An 18,503-nucleotide genomic window follows, 5' to 3' on the forward strand; every position below is an offset into this window, starting at 1 on the left:
GCTACTGTCCGAAGATTGACGTAAGGTCGGCTTTTGCAGTCGCCATCGATACCTGGATAGAACCCGGGTCCACGTCCATCCCCTTAATGGACGTTCCCGTCAGGGGGGCGATCCCTCCTTCCTGGCGTGTCGACAACTGGCAATATCCCTCCTGCATGAGCGTGGTTTCGACCCCTTCGCTCAGAAGATACTGAGCCAGACTGTCGGCCTCCTGTAGGTGAGGACCTCCGCGAATCACCGCGACGCTCGAAGGAATGACCAGGGTCCCCATCCCTTCCTGGTCCGGAACGACTACGGAGACGGGGTCTCCCCTTTTGACCGCCACAAGAGCATCGTCCGAGTCCGTGATCCCCCACGTCAACACTCCCTGCGCAACAAGGTCCCTGACCGTTGCATTGCCGTCGACAATTCGCACGCCGGAGGCACTCACCTGCTGGAAAAAGGAACGCGCCCGAGCTGCCCCAAGTACCGCGTACAGTGCTGCCACATGCGCTGCTGTCGTGCCGAACAGAGGCATGGCCATGCCGACACTGCCACGGGGATATGCGGAGGAGGCCAAGTCCATGACCGACGACGGGGTCGGCCCCTTGAGGACGTTCGTATTAACAAGCAGGACGCGAAAGCGAGCAGCGTGACCGGCCCACAACCCATCCGGGTCACGGTACCTGGCAAGGATTCCCTGACCGGCGTCGCCGGGAAGCCGCCGCAGGATGTTGTTCTGCTCCAGCATCGACATCTGTGTCGTTTCGTTGTTCCAGAACACGTCACATACCGGGTGTGCCTGCTCGGCGATAAGACGGTTGACGAGCCCAGTGGTCTTGGCAGCCTCGGTATCATAGACTGTAAGAACGTGAATGCCAGTCCGGCCCTCGAAGGCTTTGAACACGGGGTCCGCATACTCCTGATCGACGGACGTGTAGCACACAATCACTCTCGTCGTCGCGCCACACCCAGCGAAGAGAACCACTACCAAAACAATTATGACCCCAACGACCAGTGCACGGGTTCGCATATGGATCATTGGATACTTTCTCCTGTCAGGAGTGGCGGAACAGACTGACCAACGCAACCAAGAACCCAACCAGAACCACCACCATCGCTACCACCGACACCCACGCTCCTGACGATAGAAACGCAGCGATTCCGCTGGACCCACCGGCGGATATCGCCACGAAAACTGCCCACAGAAGCATCGCGTCGACGGCCGATACGGCCAGACTCGCCACGAAGGCAAGTGCGACGCTGAGCCCCCCGCGGGCGAACAACATGAGAAAGCCGCATACAATGATGGACAGGTCAACACCAATGTTCGACGCGGTCAGCCCCCCTTCCAGCACCAGGGCATGCATTGCCAGCATGATGATTCCAGCGATCAGAGTCAGTGCTCCACCACCAAGGCGTTTCCGGGACGGCGCTCGCTGTGCTGTCATCGCCTTCTGCTGTGATCCAGCACGATAGACGCCGGCAGCGGGAGGAGGAACACTGTATGTCCCTTGTGGAACTGTACCAGATCCACCGTATGGGGAAGTCTGTGGGGAGGAAGGTGTACCATACGGTCCTGCTGACGGCGTCTGCTGAGGAACAGGCGGCGAGGGAGGAACGGGTCGCTCGACTTCGCCAGGCACTGGCGTCTGCACGACCGTGACTTCCGCCCCACAATGTGGACAGTGTTTCGCCCCTGATGGCAACGTCTCACCGCACTGAGTACAGAACTTCGCAGTTTCCATGCTTACACCCCCATAGAATAAAGTGTAGCAGCTCTAACAGCCGCCTGGACCTGCCTGAAATAACCCTTACTGGCGCCAGTATACGGAACACCTCTCTTGCTGCAAGAGCGCCACATCGACTCATCCAAAATATAGGTGAACTGGCTTCTTCCTGACCAGATCTTCCTCCCCCGAGGATGTTGTCTCAATGCAAGGGATGCTGTCGTATCCGAGGGGTGGGCAACGGGTTTCAAGGACGACTGCGACGTCTGCTGGAACGCTTACTTGACACGGCGGGGCACAAGGTCATGATGAAACGATCGGCCCGGGTGCAACCCGGACGCATGGACCATCGTCTCGTCCAATGAAAGATATGTTGTGTTGTGCCAGAAAGGACCAGGATGAACAGCGACCTCTTATATCAGGGCTCGGATCTCATGCTTGACCGTTTGCCTCTCGCCACGATCGCGAGAGAATATGGCACACCCGTCTACGTCTACTCGGCCTCCTCAATCCGCGGACAGGTCACACGTCTGATGCAGAGTCTGGGCACGATTGGATCACTCCGCTACGCGGTCAAGGCCAATGCAAACCCTGCTCTCCTTGCACTCATTTTCAACATGGGCCTTGGGGCCGACACGGTAAGCCGCGGAGAAATCCAGGAGGCTCTGGATGCCGGCTGTCCTGCAGACCGCATCGTGTTCTCCGGTGTCGGAAAGACACAGGAAGAACTGACATTTGCGCTGGACCACGGCATCTTCATCAACACCGAAAGCGAGGAGGAGTTGACTGCAATTGCGCGCCTGCGAACGGGCGTCCATGTCGGCATCCGTATTAATCCCGGCGTCGATGCACACACCCATCGGTACGTCACCACTGGAACGGAGGAGAGCAAGTTCGGCATCCCGATCGATGCCGCCCCTGACGCGTTCCGGCTGGCCATGGACGCAGGGCTCGTTCCTGACACCATTTCCTGCCATATCGGCAGTCAGATCACGAGCCTCGAGCCCTATCGCAAGTCTCTGGCACGCCTCCTGGAACTGCATGACTCCCTGATGGGCGACGGCATTTCTGTGAGCACTCTGGATATGGGAGGAGGATTCGGCATCAACTATGCGGAAGGCGCCGACTTCGCCGTGGAGGACCTGCAGGCCCTGCTGCGCCGAGATGTTCCCCAAGGCATGAAGCTATGGTTCGAACCAGGCAGGTACATTGTGGGGCACGCAGGCACGTTGGTGACACGTGTCCTATATCGTAAACGCTATGCCAGGACTTTTGTGGTCGTGGACGCCGGCATGAATGACCTCATTCGTCCCGCGCTGTACCAGTCACATCATGCGATCCTCCCGGTAACCCAGAGGGATTCAGGGCCAACCCCGTGTGACATCGTAGGCCCCGTCTGCGAGTCTGCAGACTGCTTCGACCGGGACATTTCCATACCACTGCCTGAGCAGGGAGACCTTCTTGCCATCTGCGACACGGGCGCGTATGGATGGTCCATGAGTTCAACCTACAACGGTCGCCCGCTGCTGCCAGAAGTCCTCATCGACGATGGAGAGCCAGTTCTCATCCGCGAACGTGGGCGCTGAGCATGCCCTGAAGGGGACACCAAGCGACAGAACACGCGAACCCCCGGCAGCGCTGCCGGGGGTTCGCGTTATTCGGTATCTATTCTACGTTATGCCAAGTTTCTTATACAGTTGACTCCGTGTGATGGGAAGGACGTAGACTTTGACCGATTGTCGACCCCAGCGACATGCGTCGCCGTAGGAATTGAAGAACAGGTCGATGCGGTTTCCGCTGATAGCGGAACCCGTATCCGCTGCGACCGCGTAGCCGTACCCCTGGACATACAGCACTGTCCCCATGGGGATAAGGCGCCGGTCAACTGCACAAGTGCCGTAGTGAAGCCATAAGCCCGAGTAACCATACAGGTGGTCCTTGCCGTTGAGGATCGTGGAGGCTCTGTTCGAATACGCCGTAGCAGACATGGTATAGGTGCGCGTGGGTTTCAGATCCAGGCGAGCCGTACCGACGTCATAGACCTCATGGACAACAGGCTTGATGGTCTGCGTCTTGACAACGGCCGAGCTCACTGCCTTCTGGGCGACCTTAGTCACCTTGATGGTCTTCTTGAGGAGGCCGTTCTGACCCATGATGCTGATGTAACTGCGTCCGACTTCCATGTACGGGTTTTTCTTGTAGACACGCTGATATGCGATGGCCTCTGTCTTGCTGGTGTATGCGTAGGTCGTACGCTTGACGACTATGTCCTTGTTGTACGGCACCGGATTCGTTGGAGCCGGGCTGACCTTGTCTGCCGTGTTCAGTTTGACGCCGTTCTCCGCAAGAAGTTGACCGACTGTTTTCACGGTCGAGTAGATAGTCTCACTGGTATGATCAATAGTAAGTGTGACCGGTTTGGCGCGCACGATGGCGATTTCCCCCTGGGGGATGACCACGGCGACATCTGGTGTTATCACATCTTCCGGGCGAAGTGAACGCGTGTTTGCCTTGGCCAGGACACTACTCACTGACATGCTGTGGAACGCGACGATCCGCGTCGTATTGCCTGCATCGTCAACAGCATACACGTGAACGCCTGCAGTCCAGAAGAACAAGCCACCGAGAAGGACGCCCACGACAGCAAAAAGAATAGCCTTCCTTCTGTGGAACACCCTCACGAGTCTCGTTGTATGCATAGTAAACGAATTATATCACTCGCTAAGTCGGCTGTAAAGGTCCCCTTGAACAAGCAATAGCTGGGCTGCTCATCTGGAGGGGTCCAGCCACATTCACAACATGTGGGTGAGTCAGTCGCGCCTTCGTCCACCGAAGAACCTGAGGACGAACAGGAACAGGTTCACCAGATCCAGATATAGACTCAGAGCGCCGATGACTGCCGCCTTCTCGGCCTGCGGGTTGCCTCCGGCCATGGTAATCGGGTTATCGCCCGTGGGGTCCAGACTGAGTGCCATCCTGCGCAGCTTCTGGGTATCCCAGGCGGTCAGCCCCAAGAAGACAACGATGCCGATGATGCTGATCAGGAAGTCCAGGCCAGTGCTCTTCGTGAAGATGTTGATGATGGACATGCCGATGATGCCAAACAGCCCGAACAGGGCAATGTTGCCGACCCTCGACAGGTCCATATGCGTGGCCGACCCAATCAGCGACATGGCCAGAAACATGCCTGCCGAAGCGACAAACGCCATGGTGATATCTCCCTTTGCATACACCATAAAAATGGAAGACAGTGTGAGCCCGTTCACTGCGGCATACGTGAGGAACAGGAGTCCCGCCATCTGCGGAGACATCCTGGCGATAGCGCGAGAGAGCCCGATGACTAGGCCGAACTCGGCAACAATGAGGAGTATGAACACGAGCGAGTTGCCAAAGATAACTTGCTGGATTGCCTGGTTGTTTCCGACGAACCAGGCAATAGCTGCAGTCAGAGCGAGTCCTCCGGCCATCCAGCCATAGACCCGGTTGAAGAATGCCCGGACACTGTCCTCCGGACGTATGACGGTTCCCTGATACTCCATGGAATCATCTCCTTTCTGATGCACCAGATGCCACTGTGCGGCTTCCAGATGCGCAGCAATCATAGCCGGCCACTCTTCCTTGTCAAGCACAAGTCGGCACGATGAGCATCCGCGGCTCTCTACTTATAAATACAGCAGTTGTTGGCTTTCCATGCAGGTGGATTGTGAAGCCGCCGGCCTGTCGTTGCAAATCCTCTGCCACTCAATAACATAGAACAAATGATGCGTTGCAACGGAAATGGGCGCTGTCTCCAACGTTACAGGGAGGTCTCACGATGTTCGCCGACTATGCACGAGTCTGGCCTGTTCATGCAATCCTTATGGGCAGTGCTGTCCTGTCGCTTCTTACAGCCGCCTGGGCCGTCACGCTTGGACGCCGCCGCAAGGGCTCCTTCCATCTTCACAAGACTGCCGCCGTGACAGCGTTTGTGCTGCTGGCAGCGGGACTCGTCGTAGCAATCGGCATGGTCCAGGCCAGTGGCGGACCGCACCTCCGCGTCCTCCACGGCGTCTTCGGTGCCATAACCATCGTAGTCGGATTCTTGACGGGCGCGGGAGGACTCATAACGACCAAGGTGCGCTCCCATAGGAAGCAGCTACGGACCATCCACCTGTGGGTGGGCCGCGTTGCTGTCGTACTCTTCCTGCTCACCGTCCTCGCCGGACTGCGCCAGGTGGGCATCCTCTAGAATGTGTCTGTCAATCGTTCCCCTGGGTGCGGTTACCGTGCCCACACAACGACGAGTACGCCTGGAACCTAGCTGGGCATTTCCCCGCTTGAGAAGTACTTGGGAAAGTTCTCAACGAGTCGCTTCAGCTCATCAGGAGTCTTGAAGGGATCTGGCTTGATGAGACAAAATAGGACATTGGTTTCCTTGACGACCGCTATGTGCCGCAACCTCTTTGGGTCCATCGACGCCTCGACGAGTTTCCTCAGCTTTGCAACATCGCTTTCTTCTGCGTAGAGGGTATAGAAGCCCTTTGCGTCTGGAAACTCGGCCTTTCCCTTCGTGAGATCTTTGGCCTCCCTGATGGCAGGCCCAAAAAGGTAGTAGAAGTTCCTGATAATGTGTGCATCGGCATGCACCTTGAAGCTCGGCCTGAGCACGATGTACAGCCGGTCTCCCCTCTTCACGGGATACGAGAACGGTAGCCAGAAGAGGCTCTGCCGCGCCAGAAGTGTCAGGGTCATCTCGACTTTCTTGATGGACTTCTCGTTCACCTCATAGTCCGCCTTGAAACCGGAATATCCGCCAATCCAGGTATAGAGCTGATCACGGATAGTGAGGTTGCTCTCGAAACCATGAACATAGTGCTTGATCAGGGCAATATTCAATCGCCGCCCCTGGTAGAACTGCAATACCGCAACTCCCCCAAGAACAACGAGTACCAATACCCAATCGCCGCTTATCCCCTGCATTGTTTCTCCTCGTCAGACGAGATATTTCGAATACACATCAAGAAGCTCATTGATGCCCCTCGGAGACTTTCTCAACAACGGAATGTTCTTGACCTCGATTCCCCTGATCTCGGCCTTCATCCGTCCGACAACCCGCTCCTGCTCCTCCATTTTCCCCTGGATCTCTTCGGGTGGGTTGGCCATTGCAAAAAACTTGTTCAGATAGATGGCCCTCACCCGTATCTTGAATTTGCCAAGTGATTCGATGATTCTCTTCGTTTCAGACAGGGCGAGATCCTCCGCCATGGTCACAATCTCGACGTAAGACTGGTCAGATGAAAACATGTCCTTCAAGGCCAGCAGTTCCTCCCGGTAACTGACCAGCTCTTGCATGATGGGGTCTTCCTTCTCCCTTGAGGAGAGCACGACCTTCTCTCCGTCGACTTCGGCCTCGAATTTCCCCTGGACATTCTCCACCATTCCCCGCGTCGCAAGGATCCTCTTCCGCATCTTGATCAGCTGTTCGGTCCACAGCAGCGACACGCGAGGCATCGCAAGCACGCGGATCGTCATGCCGGTCGGGGGCGTGTCGAACACGACCACGCCGTACTCCGTGAGGGCCACGAATTTCTTGATAGCCTCCATCGTCGCGTATTCCTCAATACCAGGCGAGTTCTTGAGGATGTCGAAATACCCGTCGATGTTCATCGCCGACATGTAGCTGTAGGTATGTTTCATCTTGACTGAGAGCTCGTCGAGATAGGCCCGGATCATGTCTTCGATATTTACCTCGACTGCGTCGAGGTTGTCCCCGACATGCGTAATCCTGTCACCCAGGCGGATGGCGAATGCATCGCCAAGGTTGTGCGCTGGGTCGATGGATGCAACCAGCGTTTTCATGCCACTGTGTGCCAGGCCCACGCTCCACGCCGCAGAAGCAGTCGTCTTGCCGACGCCGCCCTTGCCAAGAAAAAAGTAGGTTTTCAACCGATGCTCCTAGTCGATGTCGAATGTCCCCAGCGTCTGGGAAAACACATCATCGAGACCAGCACTTCTCTTGTTCATGACAGCAATCTCGCGGGACATGTGCGGGAGGATTCTCAGGACAACGCCTGTCGGTGGCGACGGGATGCCTGAGAAAACGCCCATTGTGAGCAGAGCAAAGACGTTCTCTTCTTCATCAAGCTGCTTGCGGATGAGGGAGGTAGCATCCTCCCTCATCCCCTTGTCAAACGTCCTGAAACTCTGTTTCAATGAATCGAGGAGTCGCCTCATTCTTCAGTCGGTACCTATGCCTTATTCTGCTTTCCCTCGTTCCAGCTCTTGAAGAAATTGAACATCAGCCAGATATCGAGAACAAGCATCAGGATAATGAATCCACCCAATACGACCTGCAGTGCTGCTGCAGTGACCGGGACAATCACGAACAGGAACCAGANNAAGCATCCCCTTGCCCACTTTCTGTACCTTCTTGACCCAGGTTGCGGCAGTGAGCATTGCGATGGACGCAAGCAACTGGTTTGCACCTGCAAACCCTGCCCACAGTGCAGTGTACGCGTTGCCGCCCTTGGCGATAAGGAACCAGCCGAAGCATGCCGCGAAGATCGAAGCGACCCACCTGTCAGCAAGGACTCCATGGATCCCTTTGGAAACCTTCTTGATGGGCTCGACCAGCTCCTGGAAAGAATACCGTGCAAGACGGTTGGTCGTATCGAGCGTCGTGAGAACAAACGCGGAAGCCCAGAGGCCACCGAGCGTCTCCCCAAGCTTCACGGGGATCTTGATGACATTGAGCATCTGTCCAAATGACTTGGTGAAGATGCCCAGTGCCCCACCAATGCCGATGTCTGGCGAGTTGATAACGGCGGCACCCACCTGACCGAAATACCCTGCGTTAGACTGCATTTTGGCCAGATCAAAGCCGGCTGCCGCGATCTTGTCCGCGACCCCCTGGAACACCGTGAATCCGAATGCTCCAATGGAGGTGATGACGATGGTGGAAAGCATGCCCTCCATGAACATCGCGCCGTACCCTACGAACAGTCCGCTGAGTTCGTTGTCAAGCTGCTTGGAGGTCGTGCCGGAACCAACGATGGAGTGGAATCCCGACAGGGCGCCACACGCAATGACCAGCGGAACAGTGGGCCAGAACGGCGAAGGCTGTCCCGAAATGACTCTGGCGGCGAAACTCGTGTACGCCGGCCAGCTGAATCCGCGGAACGCAAACACCGCTGCGATTGAAGCAATGATGATGCCGCCCCAGAGGATGTATGAGTTGAGGTAGTCCCTTGGCTGCAGCAGAAACCACACAGGAAGTGCCGCAGCAAGGATGATGTAGATAACCTGGAACATGTAGAGAAGCTGGATGTTGGGGCACTTGATGAACGGCCATATAAACCCAACGACGATCGCACCGATCGTGAGGGCGACGCCGATCGCCGACGAGAGCCAGAATGGCAGCTTCGTCTTGTAGAGCAGCTGCCCTTCAACAAGTGCTGCGACCATAAACAAGACAGAGGCAGTAAGGATCTCGGGGCTCTTCGAGGCAAGAGCTCCGTACGTGCCCATGAATGCGGCGACGATCAGGATCATCGTGAAGTAGATGTATACCTCGAAGATGTACTTCGACGACTTCCCCATGAGCTCGCCCGAGACCCACTGGATGGACTTTCCGTCATAGCGGACGGACGCCATCAAGGACAGGTAGTCGTGGATACTGCCAATGAAGAGGTTGCCAAACCATACCCAGAGCAGTCCGGGGAACCATCCCCATACGACCGCGATGGCAGGGCCGACGATCGGGCCTGCACCTGCAATCGATGCGAAGTGGTGGCCAAACAGGACAAACTTGTTTGCAGGTATGTAGTCAATATTGTCACGCAATCTTACTGCAGGTGTCGGTACTGTGCCATCTGCCCTGACGACATTTCTTTCTAATGCTTTGCCGTACGTGAAGTAGAAAAAGATGTAGAACGCTGCGGCAAACAGGACAATCAATGCGGTCATCTTCTGATACCTCCTTCTAAACTCTTGCTACCTGCGACTCCTCTGCTTCGCAAACTGCGTTTCCTTCTTGTTGCACCCTTTTCAATGCCACCCGTGGCGACTCGCTTCCCTATCTAGAGTACGCCCTCTCATTTTTTTCACAATACCTCCATTGACATACCCGCAACATACCTACATTGAGTGCCACATTTTCCCTATTTGTACACAAGGTCTCCCGGGACAGGGGCACTTGCGAATCTACGACAGCAGATGGAATAGCGTCAGATACCGTGAGCGTCATAACAACAGGACACGTCGGTTGATTTTTCAGGTCCACCACCGTATACTTAGTTAGTAAGTACGACACCATATGACATGACTCTACAACAGGAGGTCTTCGTGGAGGAGCGGTCAGACAAATACTTGGAAGGAAAGCACGACGATTTCTCTGCGTGTGCCGGGCCAGTCGATGCCGTAAAACTCGCTGCGCACCAGTGGCAGGAATTTCTGGAGTCCTCCCCCGACCCGATGTGGATCAAGGATACTCAGGGCCGCTATGCTGCAGTCAACAAAGCCTACCTGCGAGCTGACCCGGGACAGACACATGACGTTATCGGCAAGACTGATTTCGAGGTTCAATCCCGCGATAGAGCCGAGATGTACATCGCCGACGACCAGATCGCCATCCATGACGGCGTCTGTGAGCACGAGTTCAGCGCAGTGGATCAGGAAGGCAACCTGAAGTACTACAATACCAAAAAGACCGCGTTGCATGATGTCGACGGCCTGTTGACGGGCGTCCTCGGTCAGGCCCGTGATATCACCACTCAGCGGCACCTCGAACTTGCGCTCGCTTTGGAGAATCGCCGGTCCCGTCTGTTTCAGCGCATGCTCGAGGCAGCGGCCACAGCCACTTCTGTCGGTTCGTTCCTCGCGGACGTCCTCACCATGGCGCATGAACTGTTCGGCTACGACCGCGGCGGTGTCTATATGCTGACCCCCGACGGGAAAACGGCGCACCTGGCGTCCGCACAGGGAGACTCGCAAGCAGTGCAGGAGCAAGCCACATCCGTCCCCTTGGACGAAGAACCATTCTCCCGGGTGTACCGGACTGCCGAGCCCTTCTTCAGCAACACTTGGCACAACCCAGGGTCTTCGGACCGGCCTGATGACCCGCCGCTGACACTTGCCGTCGTACCCCTGGTCAGCCTGGGACGCATCATCGGTTCGCTCAACATGGCATGGCGTGTGCCACCGAAATCTGAGGAGAACTGGCAGGAGGCGCTGGCAGCCATCGCCCGCGAAATCGCCATCGGCATGGACCGCATCGAGACGATGGCAGCGCTGCAGGAGAACACGGCGAACCTGCAAGCGTTTTTCAACTCTGTGCAGGGGTTCTTCTTTGTCGTCGGCCGGGATAGCAAGATCCTGGCTGTCGGGGAGCAGGGGGCCCGCCGGCTGGGACGGACACCCACAGAACTGGTCGGAACGGATATCAACGACCTGCACCCTCAGGAAGAGCGCGAGCTGTCACGTATCATCCTGGGCGACATGGTCAACGGCACAAGAACGAGCAGTACACAGACGCTTGTGGCCGCAGACGGTATGCAGATCCCCGTCAACACCTTTGTGACGCGTGGCTCCTGGAATGGCGGCCTCGCGCTGTTCACCACCAGTCAGGACATCACCGGCTCGCGGAGGGCGACTGAGGCGCTGGCAACCGACCGGAGGCGAGCGGGCGCCCTCTACGACATCATCGAGGCGGCAGGCAAGGCGCGGTCGATGGAGGAGTTCCTGCCGGCAGCGTTGATCATAGCTCTCGAGGCCACACCTTTCGAGGGCGGCGGCATCTACATCGTCGACGGAAACCACGCCGTGCTCGCCTGCACGACGGGCCTTGGCAGCGAACTCATCGAACGGGTCCGCTCCCTTTCCGTGGATGAACAGCCCTATCGCACCGTTCTCCGCGAAGGAAAACCCACAGCGTTCACTGAACTCGACCAGCTACCACCCGACATTACCCAGCAGTACGGCGTTGTTTCCTTGATCTCCATCCCCATCGCGGCAGGCGACACCGTCGTTGGCTCCCTGAACCTCGCCAGCGCTCACGGCCACAACGCAGAACTGCAAACGGAACTGCTGATGTCGATCGGCCGCACCATTGGCGAAGCCGTCGTCCGCCTCCGTGCCGATGAATCTGTGCGAGCCAGCCGACAGGACTTCGAGACGCTGTTCGAGGCCATGCCACACCTTGTGTTCATACTGCAAGAGGACGGAACGATCGCCAGGATCAACACCGCAGCAGCAGAAAGGTTGGGACGGAAAGCAGACAAATTGTGCGGGACATCGGTGCTGGACCTCTGCCCGCCGGACCGACGTGCAGAGACTGCTTGCATTCTGGCCGATATGATCGCGGGCAAGGCCAGTATCTATGCCCTCTCCCTCGTGAGCTACGAAGACGAGCTCATCCAGGTTGAGACGCGGGTCGTTCGCACTACGTGGGGCGGCAAGCCTGCCATCTTCGGGGTAAGTCGTGAGTTGACATCACATGGGCTGGACGAGGAATACGCCGAGCAAACCGTGCTCTACGACGAGCTGACCGGCCTGTACAGTGCTTCTGGTTTCTCCGCCATCGCCAGCCAGCAGCTCAAGATGGCACATCGGGGACACATCAACGCGGCGCTGGTCGTCACAGAAATCGTCAGCGGGGCCAATGCGGGACCCTCGGAACCTCACATGCTCGCCGACTTCGCGGGCGTCCTTCATCAGACATTCCGGGGCTCTGACACCATCGGGCGTATTGGCGCGGCTCGATTCGGCGTCCTAGCTATCCAGACAGACAATACCTGCCTTGATCTCCTTGCACAACGCCTGCAGGAATCTGTCGCAACTCTCAATACCCAGCGATCGACCGGCAAACCCGAGCTGGTGGCACACGTCGTGGTCATGCCGATAGATGCCATGAGGCCCGTACTTCTGGACGACCTCCTGTCTCAGGCCAGCGCGCAGCTGAACAGCCCTGGCTAGTCTCGGCCGTTTACGATGAGCCCTGCCCCCTTGCAGGACTCGTACTCGAACTGCAGAGTAGCGTGCGTGATGCCATATTTATCACGCAGCAGTTCCTGGATCTGTGCCAGGATGGGCCCGGTGTCGCAGACCGAGATGTCGTCCACGTTGACGTGACCCTCGAACATCGTCTCAGCATCGCTAAGCTGCCAGACATGGACGTGGTGCAGGTCCCGTACGTGTGCCAGAGCGCGGATGTCGGCGTCCAGCTTCGCAAGGTTCAACCCCTCTGGAGCCTGTTCCATGAGAATGCCGCCAGCCTCACGGACCACCTCGAACACCTCCTTCAGCACCCACCCCGCCACGAACACCGTGACCAGAGGGTCCACCCACGTGATGTGCCAAATGGTGACGATGACACCCCCGATAACGACGCCCACCGACGAGAACGTGTCCGACAGCAAGTGCAGATATTCGCTCCGGATGTTCAGACTCTCGCCGGCTCCACGGTGGAGCAGGAGGACCGACGTGAAGTTGGCTGCCAGCCCGATCAGGGCCACCGACAACATGATGCCACCATTGATGGGAGCCGGATGCAGGAACCTTTGGTATGCCTCGTACAACAGGCCAGCCACAATGACAAACATGATCCCGGCATTGATGCCCGCGGACAGGATCTCGGCGCGACGATAGCCAAAGGTGTACTTCTCATCGTGGGCCCGGCGCCCCAGACGCAGCGTCCACAGCGTCAGGATGCCGGATAACATGTCTGTCAGGTTGTGAAACGCGTCACCAAGCAATGCCAGCGACCCCGAGACAAGGCCACCGACAGTTTCGGCAACAGTAATGGAAAGGTTCATCAAGATAGAAATGAACAGGCTGCGTCCATTGGACAGTTCGTGTTCGTTGTGATCACTCATGGTGCACTTCCTTTTCTGCAAGGTGGTCCAGGGCGAACCCGACGATGATGTCGATGTGCTTGTCCGCAAGGGCGTAGAACGTGCGCCGTCCGTCCTTGCGGGACCGGACGACATTGCTGCGGTGCAAGGCGGCCAACTGGTGCGAGACGAGCGTCTGGCTCAAGCCCGTGCGGCCACAAATGCCGGCGACGTTGTCCTCACCGTCGCGAAGGACAAGCAGGATGGACAGCCGCGACTCATTTGCCAGCAGCTTGTAGAACGATGTCAGCGCGTCAAGTGTCGTGTTGGTTTTCATGATGATTGTATCATATGACAATATCATCATGTGTCAACAGTCCCACGAGAATCGTGTCGTCATTCCCCCCGAGCATTTCTTTCCAATGCAAGGGGTGTTCTCGGCGAATGCGGGAATCCATTCCTTGATCTTGCCTACGGGACATGGACGGAGGTTCTCACTCCACCCAGCAGATGTACCACTACTGGGTAAGTCGTTACCAGCTGACCCCGATCGCTCTTCTATTATTGATCGTTTAGAACTGTCTTGGTAGTAGTGATGACTTTGGGAATATTCCCGGAGAAATTCATTTTCCCGTTGGAAAAACTCAAAGACTTTATATATAGACTCCCGTAGCCACCGCTCGTCAATCGCTCATAAACAAAACCTTCAAAGGCACTCTTGGCTTGGCCATAAAGTGCTTTCGCCACAGGGATCTTCCCAATATATAACTCTGACAGATCAATGTTGAGTTTGTTATTCTCAATAGACAGGCTGCCCTTGACGTAAGCAGGAAAGGATATTCTCGGCACTTTGTATTTGTCCATCCCCTTGGAAATGGCTTCGATCTCTTGTGAAGACACCCCGGTCGCCTCGGCGTAGCCCCTGAGTCTATCAACTCTGACTACCCCTGAAGCCTCGACCGTGCCATCCTTCCCGATCTTTACCTGAACATTAGTAAAGGGGTTGAACAGCCAATCAGATTCCTGACCAAGACGGGCAGTTATTTCTTTGTCAGTAAAGACATTGTTAATGGCTTGGGTACCTTTTAGGACAAAGCTGCTCTTAATGTCGGGCGCTGATTCCAGAACTATTCTTTGCACATGATTCTTAGAGGTTATGGACTTGAGATCTGCGGCCGTGTATGTTATTCCCAAATTCCTTGGCTTATCAGAACCAAGTATTTTGGAAACCCCCGGAACAAAACCCAAATATCCCAGACCCAGAATGACAAGGATGACGATGACTATGAGCCCTACGACAAATCTCTTAATGAAGCCCATGCAGCACCTTCCCATTTTCATCTCGTGCGAGATGGAGCGTAAACGGGTTGTCTGTCATCTCAATGCCTCCATGGAACGACCGTCGCTCATGTCCGACGTTGTTGCGCGCAGTATAGCCGCTTTCTTCCACCAGCATAATTTCTAGCCGGAGCAACATGGGAGTGTCTTCCAATCTGTCATTGCGTGGCACCAACTACCGTTCGTATCCTGTCAGTTCCACGTAGGCGAAGCCGTCCAGCACCTTTTTGTCGAGGAAGCGGGTGCCGCCCAGGTCGACTGGGCATAGAATTTCACCGTGGACAGTGCACAGGCCCTCCCAATAGTCCGGCGTGATCAGCGATGGCACGTGCTGCTCCTTGAGTGTCGGCCTCACGTATACAGTCATAAAGGGGGTGGATGCTTCGGGGCTGCTGAAGATCTGTAGTTCCCAGTCGATGGGGTACGTAACACCGTTTCGAGCCACACAGACATCCGACGCCCGCACTTCGAACCGTTCGACACGCATCGTTTGCCCGTGCCGGTATATGTTCCCAGCTCCATACGTCGCGCCCCACCGGTCAAAGTTGAACAACATGACGTAGAGGTCGTCGGCATCGAATCGAAGCGAGAACCAGTCCCACTTCATCTTGACCGCGTTGAAGTTGCCCCACTGGTGGTCATGCCACGTCAAGCCGGTGACAGGCAGGCTCTCGCCGTTCAGGACGATCGTACCCTCGGTCTTCATGTTGGGCAGCGTGAAATAGTAAGAAGCATCGCCCGGACTGTTCTGCATCTCCTGGATGCCGCCCGCTCCCTGTGCCATGATGTCCCGGATGACACAAGAGCAGTGCACCCGCAAACCCCTCAGGCGTGCATCGATGACAAAACTACTGTTACTCTCGCTGAACCCCACCCGGTTGCCGACGAGGGCAATCACCGTGTGGGCATCGGAGGTGAACGGGATGTGCACGGGCAAAACCATGCCGGTGCACGTAAACTTCTGTCCATCGACATCGGTGACGGCCACGTGGACGATCACACTGTCAACCAGCGTCTTCACTCTGAAAAAGGTTACTTCGAGTCCAACAGGGCCTTTCCTCTTCGGTGTCACCAGAACGCTGGTGAAGTACCACCACTCGAGGCGCGCACCCCGATGAGGAAAGTGGTCTCTGCTGGTAAAGTCGACGGGCGGCAGAGGACGGCGTGACGGACCCCGGACCATCAGCTCATACAGCTCGATGGGCAATTGGGTCAGCGCGCCTTTGAGGATTCTCCTGAAGGTCATCTCTAGCCACCTCTCATGGCAACAGTATCGCTGAAACAAGCGGTTTGCCCAACTGCAACAAGACATGGATTCCCGCCGTGCTGGGCTCGTGGCTCCGAGGATGGCTCAAACCATGGCATAGGGTGCGACGCTCACTCAGCGCAAGGCCGCCCTCGCCCGTTGTCTCGGTTACCGAATCTTGCTACAGTATGCAGTAGGTTCCGAAAGGAGCCGTCGAGACGGACTCCGAGTCCAGCGCTGAGGAGAATGCATGATCACGTATTCGCATGAACGTTCACTGGAACTGCTGAGAACCGGGACCGGTATTCCGGACGCTCAGTTCCGCGAGGGACAGGAAGAGGCCATTCGCTCCATTGTCGAACAACCTGGCCGATATCTCGTCGTGCAGAAGACCGGATGGGGCAAGAGTTTTGTCTACTTCATCGCCACGAGACTGCTGCGCGAGGCGGATCAAGGACCCGTCTTGCTCGTTTCGCCGTTGCTGGCATTGATGCGCAACCAGATAGCTGCTGCTGAACGCATGGGCGTTCGGGCTAAGACGATCAACTCCGACAACCCGGATTCCTGGAGCGGTATCGAAGTTGCTGTACAGCACGACGAGGTCGATATTCTGCTCGTCTCGCCAGAGCGGCTGGCCAACGAGCGCTTTCGATCTGAGATTCTTGCCCACATCGCTGCGAAAATATCGCTGCTGGTGGTTGACGAGGCCCACTGCATCTCGGACTGGGGTCATGACTTCAGGCCACACTACCGTCTGCTGCAGCACACCATCGAGGCTCTGCCCTCCAACATGCGCCTGCTTGCGACGACGGCAACCGCCAACAACCGCGTGATCCAGGACCTGCAGACTGTACTGGGCCCCAATCTCAATGTGTCTCGGGGGGAACTGAACAGGCCATCGCTCAAGCTTCAGGCTATCCGTCTTACCAGCCAAGCTGAACGCCTGGCATGGTTGGCCAAACAGATACCGGCCATGCCCGGCAGCGGCATCGTCTACACGCTGACGGTACGGGACGCCGTCCAGGTAGCCGAATGGCTCGCACTGCACGGAGTGCATGCTGTGGCGTATACTGGCGACAGTGGCAGTGACCGGCCTGAACTCGAGCAGGCATTGCTGGACAACCGGGTGAAAGCGCTGGTGGCAACCACGGCATTGGGCATGGGCTTTGACAAGCCAGACTTGGGCTTTGTCATTCACTACCAGACCCCAGGGTCGGTCGTGGCCTACTACCAGCAGGTTGGCCGCGCCGGGCGCGCGCTGGATGCTGCCTATGGTATTCTGCTGAGCGGCACCGAGGAGAACGATATCAACGAGTACTTTATCAAGACCGCGTTTCCGACACGCGACGAGGTACAACAGATCCTGAGGGTTCTGGAACGCAGTCCTCAGGGGCTCTCGCTGCCCGGCCTCATGGCCAGTGTCAACGTGGCCAAAGGTCGCATCGAGAAAACCATCGACCTGTTGTCACTGGAATCACCCGCACCCATCGTGAAGCAGGGGACCAGGTGGCAGTTGACTGCGACCAACCTCAGCGAGGAGTTCTGGCAGCGGGCGCAGCGTCTGACTGACTTACGGCACGTTGAGCAGGACCAGATGCAGGAATACGTGAACCTGCCCGCCGGACATATGGCTTTCCTTATCCGCGCCCTCGACGGGGAGCCCGGCGATTGTCCTTCTCCTGACCTGGCAGACCTGCCTGCAACTGTCGACCAGCTGCTGGTACGGGAAGCCGTTGCGTTTCTTCGCCGGACCAGTCTCCCCATCGACCCCCGCAGACAATGGCCACTGGACACCATGCCTCAGTATGGCCTCAAGGGCAACATTCCCCGCGAGCTCCAGGCAGAACCGGGGAAAACACTCTGCACATGGGGTGATGCCGGCTGGGGCGATCTGGTGCGCCAAGGCAAATGCCAGGACCACCACGTTGCAGAGGATCTGGTCGTGGCGTGCACATCGATGGTTCAGGAATGGAATCCACAACCTGCGCCCACCTGGGTCACCTGCATACCGTCCCTGCGCGACCCGGTATTCGTGCAGGATGTTGCCGAACGCTTGGCACAGCAGCTGGGACTGCCGTTTCGAGCGGTGATACGCAGAACCATCGACCGACCTCCACAGCAAACAATGCAGAACAGCATGCAGCAAGCCCACAACCTCGATGGCTCGTTCGAACTCACGGGGGCGTTGCCGGTGGAACCCGTACTGCTGGTGGATGACACGGTCGATTCGCGCTGGACCATGACCGTCGCAGCGTGGCTGCTGCGTTCCCATGGCAGTGGCGAGGTCTATCCGATGGCGCTCGCGTCCATAGGACCCGGCGGATGAGTACAGCACTGTCGCAAGACAGCCAGGTGATCCTGCTGCTCACCGCACCCTTGATGACTGGGCGCATGGAGCCATCG

The 18,503-nt window shown here is 57.0% G+C and carries 18 protein-coding genes and 1 pseudogene; 5 read left to right on the forward strand and 14 right to left on the reverse strand.

Annotation, left to right across the window (positions count from 1 at the left end; all coding sequences use genetic code 11):
• Position 1 precedes the first annotated feature (1 nt).
• Both SMC3_RS05295 and SMC3_RS09720 read right to left on the reverse strand, forming a co-directional pair.
• Positions 2-1,021, reverse strand: coding sequence for an extracellular solute-binding protein (locus SMC3_RS05295; protein ID WP_119087733.1), 1,020 nt, complete (start codon positions 1,019-1,021; stop codon positions 2-4).
• A 16-nt stretch (positions 1,022-1,037) separates the two neighbouring features.
• Positions 1,038-1,430, reverse strand: a complete 393-nt coding sequence (locus SMC3_RS09720; RefSeq protein ID WP_243621716.1) for a hypothetical protein — start codon at positions 1,428-1,430, stop codon at positions 1,038-1,040.
• A gap of 56 nt (positions 1,431-1,486) precedes the next feature.
• Here SMC3_RS09720 and SMC3_RS09725 point away from each other — a divergent pair, with 56 nt between their 5' ends.
• Entirely contained in the window at positions 1,487-1,645 is a 159-nt protein-coding gene (locus SMC3_RS09725; protein WP_243621719.1) for a hypothetical protein, read from the forward strand.
• Between the two features lie 4 nt (positions 1,646-1,649).
• Here the strand turns inward: SMC3_RS09725 and SMC3_RS09940 are convergent.
• Positions 1,650-1,727: pseudogene (locus SMC3_RS09940) on the reverse strand (zinc-ribbon domain-containing protein); the annotation flags it as partial.
• A 416-nt stretch (positions 1,728-2,143) separates the two neighbouring features.
• Here SMC3_RS09940 and lysA point away from each other — a divergent pair.
• Positions 2,144-3,295, forward strand: coding sequence for a diaminopimelate decarboxylase (gene lysA / locus SMC3_RS05305; RefSeq protein WP_165846597.1), 1,152 nt, complete (start codon positions 2,144-2,146; stop codon positions 3,293-3,295).
• A gap of 84 nt (positions 3,296-3,379) precedes the next feature.
• On the opposite strand, the gene SMC3_RS05310 is transcribed toward lysA, so the two are convergent.
• Together SMC3_RS05310 and SMC3_RS05315 are read right to left on the reverse strand one after the other, a co-directional pair.
• A complete protein-coding gene (locus SMC3_RS05310) occupies positions 3,380-4,384 on the reverse strand; it encodes a 3D domain-containing protein (RefSeq protein ID WP_165846598.1) in 1,005 nt (334 codons plus the stop codon).
• A 135-nt stretch (positions 4,385-4,519) separates the two neighbouring features.
• On the reverse strand, positions 4,520-5,248 hold the full coding sequence (locus tag SMC3_RS05315) for a Bax inhibitor-1 family protein (protein ID WP_119087808.1): 729 nt from the start codon (positions 5,246-5,248) through the stop codon (positions 4,520-4,522).
• 275 nt (positions 5,249-5,523) lie between these two features.
• Here SMC3_RS05315 and SMC3_RS05320 point away from each other — a divergent pair, with 275 nt between their 5' ends.
• Positions 5,524-5,937 (forward strand): hypothetical protein, encoded by a 414-nt coding sequence (locus SMC3_RS05320; protein ID WP_119087737.1) that lies wholly within the window; start codon positions 5,524-5,526, stop codon positions 5,935-5,937.
• 68 nt (positions 5,938-6,005) lie between these two features.
• Here the strand turns inward: SMC3_RS05320 and SMC3_RS05325 are convergent, their stop codons facing one another.
• From SMC3_RS05325 to SMC3_RS05340, 4 genes are all read right to left on the reverse strand, one after another.
• Positions 6,006-6,668 carry a hypothetical protein gene (locus SMC3_RS05325; RefSeq protein ID WP_119089914.1) on the reverse strand — a complete coding sequence of 221 codons (663 nt, stop codon included), beginning with the start codon at positions 6,666-6,668 and terminating at the stop codon, positions 6,006-6,008.
• Positions 6,669-6,680: 12 nt separating this feature from the next.
• The gene (locus tag SMC3_RS05330; RefSeq protein ID WP_119087739.1) at positions 6,681-7,634 is read right to left on the reverse strand and encodes an ArsA family ATPase; all 954 of its coding nucleotides are present in this window, start codon (positions 7,632-7,634) and stop codon (positions 6,681-6,683) included.
• 9 nt (positions 7,635-7,643) lie between these two features.
• Positions 7,644-7,868 carry a hypothetical protein gene (locus SMC3_RS05335; protein ID WP_207799110.1) on the reverse strand — a complete coding sequence of 75 codons (225 nt, stop codon included), beginning with the start codon at positions 7,866-7,868 and terminating at the stop codon, positions 7,644-7,646.
• 75 nt (positions 7,869-7,943) lie between these two features.
• Complete coding sequence (locus SMC3_RS05340; RefSeq protein WP_207799681.1) at positions 7,944-9,653, reverse strand: carbon starvation protein A; 1,710 nt, start codon at positions 9,651-9,653, stop codon at positions 7,944-7,946.
• A 378-nt stretch (positions 9,654-10,031) separates the two neighbouring features.
• On the opposite strand from SMC3_RS05340, the gene SMC3_RS05345 reads away from it, so the two are divergent.
• Entirely contained in the window at positions 10,032-12,659 is a 2,628-nt protein-coding gene (locus SMC3_RS05345; RefSeq protein WP_207799682.1) for a PAS domain S-box protein, read from the forward strand.
• On the opposite strand, the gene SMC3_RS05350 is transcribed toward SMC3_RS05345, so the two are convergent.
• The 5 genes from SMC3_RS05350 to SMC3_RS05365 form a co-directional block, all read right to left on the reverse strand.
• Positions 12,656-13,558, reverse strand: coding sequence for a cation diffusion facilitator family transporter (locus tag SMC3_RS05350; RefSeq protein WP_119089915.1), 903 nt, complete (start codon positions 13,556-13,558; stop codon positions 12,656-12,658). The two genes, SMC3_RS05345 and SMC3_RS05350, sit on opposite strands and share 4 nt — an antisense overlap.
• Complete coding sequence (locus SMC3_RS05355; RefSeq protein WP_119087744.1) at positions 13,551-13,883, reverse strand: ArsR/SmtB family transcription factor; 333 nt, start codon at positions 13,881-13,883, stop codon at positions 13,551-13,553. Before SMC3_RS05355 ends, SMC3_RS05350 begins: the two co-directional genes overlap by 8 nt.
• 194 nt (positions 13,884-14,077) lie before the next feature.
• Positions 14,078-14,836, reverse strand: a complete 759-nt coding sequence (locus SMC3_RS05360) for a hypothetical protein (protein ID WP_119087745.1) — start codon at positions 14,834-14,836, stop codon at positions 14,078-14,080.
• Positions 14,823-14,993 carry a hypothetical protein gene (locus SMC3_RS09380; protein ID WP_165846600.1) on the reverse strand — a complete coding sequence of 57 codons (171 nt, stop codon included), beginning with the start codon at positions 14,991-14,993 and terminating at the stop codon, positions 14,823-14,825. Before SMC3_RS09380 ends, SMC3_RS05360 begins: the two co-directional genes overlap by 14 nt.
• A 36-nt stretch (positions 14,994-15,029) precedes the next feature.
• Positions 15,030-16,100 carry a lipocalin-like domain-containing protein gene (locus SMC3_RS05365; protein WP_165846601.1) on the reverse strand — a complete coding sequence of 357 codons (1,071 nt, stop codon included), beginning with the start codon at positions 16,098-16,100 and terminating at the stop codon, positions 15,030-15,032.
• 250 nt (positions 16,101-16,350) lie between these two features.
• Between SMC3_RS05365 and SMC3_RS05370 the strand changes: the two genes are divergently transcribed.
• Complete coding sequence (locus tag SMC3_RS05370; RefSeq protein ID WP_207799683.1) at positions 16,351-18,426, forward strand: RecQ family ATP-dependent DNA helicase; 2,076 nt, start codon at positions 16,351-16,353, stop codon at positions 18,424-18,426.
• Positions 18,427-18,503: the final 77 nt, after the last annotated feature.

This window comes from Candidatus Cryosericum hinesii (assembly GCF_003570985.1).
Taxonomy (GTDB): domain Bacteria; phylum Caldisericota; class Caldisericia; order Cryosericales; family Cryosericaceae; genus Cryosericum; species Cryosericum hinesii.